Below are 4,266 nucleotides of genomic sequence, written 5' to 3'. Positions count from 1 at the left end.
ATTATCAGCCCCGAAACACCTTACCCGATCGCCAGAAACACACCCATCAACACCGGGGACAGGAACGACAACAGAAATCCGGAGGCAATGGCCACCGGCACGCAGGCCAGACCGCCACTGCTGCGGATGACCGGCAGGGTAAAATCCATAGCAGTGGCACCGCCATAACCGATGGCCATCGCCGGGCGCGAGCCAATCACCAGGGGAATCAGTGCCAGTGCGATGATCTCTCGCAGCACGTCGTTGAGAAAGGCGACGCCACCCCAGGCCGGCCCCAGGGCATCGCCGATCACAATGCCCGACAGCGAGTACCAGCCGAATCCGGATGCTAGCGCCAGGGCTTGATACCAGGGCACATCCAGCCAGGGGATCAGGGCAACACCGGCCACCAGAGAGCTGACCACCAACGCCAGTGCAATCCCCAACCCTTGGCGGTTCATCAGCAGCTTACGCAACGACAAACCGGCATTTCGAAGTTGCAGGCCAATCAGGAACAGCAGCAACATCAAAGCCCAGGTGGCAACCTCGTCCACCATCGGTAGCTGGGGCAGCAGAAAGTAGCCCAGCAGCACGCCAACCAGTACCGCAGCCAGGGGCTTCAGTCCCGCGAGAAGCAGGCGCTGGTAGCTTGGGCGAGCCTCAGACTCGTCAGCATTAATGGTCATCGGCTGCCAGCGATGAAACAACCACAACCCAACCATGTTCGCCACCAACAGCGCGATCACCAGGCCCGAAACCTGACCAGCCATTGTGCCCAGCTGATCCAGCAAGCCTTCCATTTGACCCAGGCCCAGGCCCAGCAGTGCCAGAATGAAATAAACCAAACCTTCCACCGTGTAATGAATTACGGTCATCAGTCGGCGATTGGACAAGGCAATGGCAAACCCCAGGAACAAGGGAGCCAGTATCAGCAAGGCGCCGGTCAGCATAAAATCCTCAGGAAGGCACACTCAGAAAGTCAGGCCTGAACCCCAGGCCGCTTGAATACCAATCAGTGCAGGTTCTCTCCAGAACGGTCCTGTACCAGCACCCAGGGCGCAATCACCACCGCCCACAATTCGGCATTGCGGTCATACCAGGCCCTGGCAAGGTCCGGCGACACGTCGCCAATATCGCCTTTGCTCATCCACTGCTCAAACTGGGCCTTATTATCGGCGGTCAGTTCGGCCGCCACGTTCAACAGATCCAGCTCCGGTGCTACACGCACCACCTGGCCGCGAGCATAATAGGTTTGCAGCTCGTGCCAGTGAATGCGGGAGGTTTCCAGGTTCAGTCGTGCTTTGATTTCGTCAGGGGATTCAGAAGAAGACATAACACCTCAACTAAGCAGCTACTCATTCAAGCCCGCCAGCCTATCGCAAATCGGCCGGTCACGCACACGCCACGGCCAGCGCTGCATCATACCCCGTAGGTATTCTCTTTCACGATTCGGTGAATATCATCCGCCAACGTCATCGGGTCAAAGGGTTTGGGGATAACACCGATGGCCCCCAATGCCAGGTATTCTTCAATTTCAGAGTTCTGAATCCGGGCGGTCATGAAAATCACCGGCGTCGTGCGTGTCGAATCCAGCACCCTCAACCTCCGCAGGGTTTCAGGGCCGTCCATGTCGGGCATCATCACGTCCAGAAGAATCAGATCCGGCCGGAACGCCGGGGCCATCTCCAGAGCTTGCTGCCCGGAGCTGCACAGTGCTGCGTTAAACCCACCCACATCCTGCAATGCCAGCTCGGCAATGGCGCGGATATCCGGATCGTCTTCCACATACAGAACTTTGTTCAGCGATGCCTCAGGAACGGTCGTCATGCTTCGACTCCTCGGTGGATGATGTCTGTTCCAGGCCAATACGCCGCAAAAGTCGCTGACAATCGTCGCTGTCTGACTGCCCACCGGCAACCAACGCGGCAGCCCGCATCACCAGACGATCTTCACGGGTACTGTCCTTTGGCAAAAAATGCACGGCGCCAATCATGTCTCTCAGGCTCAGCGGCAGCTTCCAGTGAACTTTCAGGCGGTTGCCGTAATCCTGAGACCATTGCCCAAGGCACTGCTCTATCTCTGAGGTGGCCAGCGAGCCACCCTCGGCACTGAATTGGTTCAGCACCTTGAGAACGGCCAGCTCTCCCAAACGGCTTAACAAGCCTGCCTGCTGGAACAGTGACGGCGACTTCCCCAACCTGACGGCGAGCTTGTACGCCTCGCGTGCCACCTGTAACGCCATGTCATGGAATACCCTGGCCTGTGCCTGCAGGCCCGGATTCTCTATCTTGCCGGCAACGTCCAGCGCCAGCGCCAGGGCCTGATTCAAGGCCATGGCCACCCCCATATTGGTAATGGCATCTTTGAGGGATTCCACCGGTTTGCCTGTGCGCCGGAATGAACTGCTATTGGCCACGTCCAGCAGGCGGGCCGTCAGCGCTGCTTCCTCACGCCAACGCTCCGCCAGCTGAGCCGGTGACAATTCTTGCTGCCGGCCGATCAAATCCAGAACATCCGCCGGATCGATGTCCGTTGGCAATTGAATCACCGAATTTAACGACGCCTGCAAATACTCATCGGCGGAGCCATGACCAGCCGCTTCGGAAGGCACCAGTTTGGAGAGGCGTTCATGTAATAGCTGCACATCGAGGGGTTTGGTGATGTATCCGCTGATACCATGATGCGCTGCCTTTATAACGGATTCCCGATCAGACCGACCGGAGACCATCACAATGGGCACGTCGCGATCGCGGGCCCGCACCTGTTTGACCAACTCGAGCCCGGAACCGTCTGGCAGCTGCCAGTCAACAAGATACAACTGATACCGGTCACTGCCGTCAATCAGTTGCCGAGCTTCGGTCAGGGATCGGGCAAGACTGACGGCAGCGCCTTGATGAATGCCCGCCACGACCGTCTCAAGCAGCTCGCCCACCAGTTCATCGTCTTCCAGTATCAACGCTTTCAACAGGCACCTCTCAAACTTTTATACCCCGGAGAGACGGATGGTAGAGAGTTACACCATTACGCCCATCACGCTTGCGCTGATAGAGTGCCTGATCAGCCGCCTCGATGGCTTGATCGGAAACAGGAAAATCGTTTATTGGAGCAACACCTGCGCTCAAGGTAACCTGGAACTGGTCATCCCCCACCCAGAACACAAGTTCAGCGAAGCTCTCACCGATCCCTTCAATAACGGAAACTGCCGCCTCCGGTGCACAGTCGGGCAAAATCAACAAAAACTCTTCGCCACCATAACGCCCGATCACATCGGACTCACGCAGCCGGTTGCGCAGCAAATTCGCCAGGGTCCGAATAACAATGTCACCCTGACCATGCCCCCAGGTGTCATTCACCCGTTTAAAGTGATCCAGGTCCAGCATAACCACGCACGAAATGTGACCAGCACGGCGACAGCGGGCCAGCTCTCTGTCGACTTCCTGCTTGATCAGGGAATGTTTAAGCAGCCCGGTGAGGCTGTCACGGTTCATCAGGTCGGATAACTGACGGGCGCGATAACAGCGAATACGAACCGACCGGACAAGGTAATCATCGGTGACCGGCTTCACCAGAAACTCATCGGCACCTTTGGACAGAGCATCCAGCTGATTTTCAGGATTATCTTCCGATGACAGATACACAATAGGCAAGCCCAGCCAGCGCGGCTCGTAACGTATCAGCCTGGCAAGCGCAACGCCTGAATAGTCCCGTAACTGAACATCCATCAACACAAGGTCCGGCTCAAATGCCGACAATTCCGACATCAGGTCTGACGGTTCAGTTACTTGTCGGGCAGTGATGCCAGCCTGCTTGAGCGCCAGACAATAGTGCTCTCCCAGCTCCACATCATCGTCAACGATCAACACTCGGCCCTGGGGACCAGAACTTCGCTCCAACGTCAGTGATTCAATCCGCTCTGCCAGCTCCGGCATGCCCAGCGGCTCACAAAAATAGGCGGTTGCCCCTTGTTCGGCGACCCGATACAAAGTCTCAAACGAGTTATCATGGCCAATACACACCACCGGGAACCTACGGTGCTCGGCTTTTGGTAGATACCGCTCCCGAAACCCCATGACCTCACCCAGCTCTGAATCCACACACAGCAGAATCGAGGCGTTGGTGCGTTGTCTGAGACGAACCGCGGCTTCGCCCGGACAATCCAGTGAATCAGACTCACAGACAAAACCGTAAACGGCTAAGGATTCAACCAAACCGGACAGATAATCAGACTGGTGCCCGAGCGCCGTGACAGAAACCTGCATGCCATGAGTCCCATCGCGGATGCCCACC

At 57.1% G+C, this 4,266-nt stretch carries 5 protein-coding genes; all 5 read right to left on the bottom strand.

Translation table 11 applies throughout. The features are described from left to right. Positions 1–20: 20 nt before the first annotated feature. A complete protein-coding gene (locus tag IBX51_RS14510; RefSeq protein WP_291832020.1) occupies positions 21–929 on the bottom strand; it encodes a lysine exporter LysO family protein in 909 nt (302 codons plus the stop codon). 62 nt (positions 930–991) lie between these two features. After that, complete coding sequence (locus tag IBX51_RS14505) at positions 992–1,312, bottom strand: DUF2288 domain-containing protein (RefSeq protein WP_291832019.1); 321 nt, start codon at positions 1,310–1,312, stop codon at positions 992–994. 86 nt (positions 1,313–1,398) lie between these two features. Further along, positions 1,399–1,806, bottom strand: a complete 408-nt coding sequence (locus IBX51_RS14500; RefSeq protein ID WP_291832018.1) for a response regulator — start codon at positions 1,804–1,806, stop codon at positions 1,399–1,401. After that, on the bottom strand, positions 1,790–2,944 hold the full coding sequence (locus tag IBX51_RS14495; protein WP_291832017.1) for a response regulator: 1,155 nt from the start codon (positions 2,942–2,944) through the stop codon (positions 1,790–1,792). Before IBX51_RS14495 ends, IBX51_RS14500 begins: the two co-directional genes overlap by 17 nt. Positions 2,945–2,954: 10 nt before the next feature. Then, positions 2,955–4,266 (bottom strand): diguanylate cyclase (locus IBX51_RS14490; RefSeq protein ID WP_291832015.1); only part of this gene is annotated, 1,312 nt, incomplete at its 5' end.

Source organism: Marinobacter sp. (assembly GCF_014859525.1).
In the GTDB taxonomy this organism is placed as follows: Bacteria; Pseudomonadota; Gammaproteobacteria; order Pseudomonadales; family Oleiphilaceae; genus Marinobacter.
The sequence above is the reverse complement of the archived record's forward strand: the minus strand, read 5'-3'. Positions and strand labels throughout refer to the sequence as shown.

What these genes read in the sequence shown, in the direction of transcription:
- IBX51_RS14505 (WP_291832019.1), bottom strand. Translation starts at nt 1,312, where the DNA reads ATGTCTTCTTCTGAATCCCCTGACGAAATCAAAGCACGACTGAACCTG.
- IBX51_RS14510 (WP_291832020.1), bottom strand. Translation starts at nt 929, where the DNA reads ATGCTGACCGGCGCCTTGCTGATACTGGCTCCCTTGTTCCTGGGGTTT.
- IBX51_RS14500 (WP_291832018.1), bottom strand. Translation starts at nt 1,806, where the DNA reads ATGACGACCGTTCCTGAGGCATCGCTGAACAAAGTTCTGTATGTGGAA.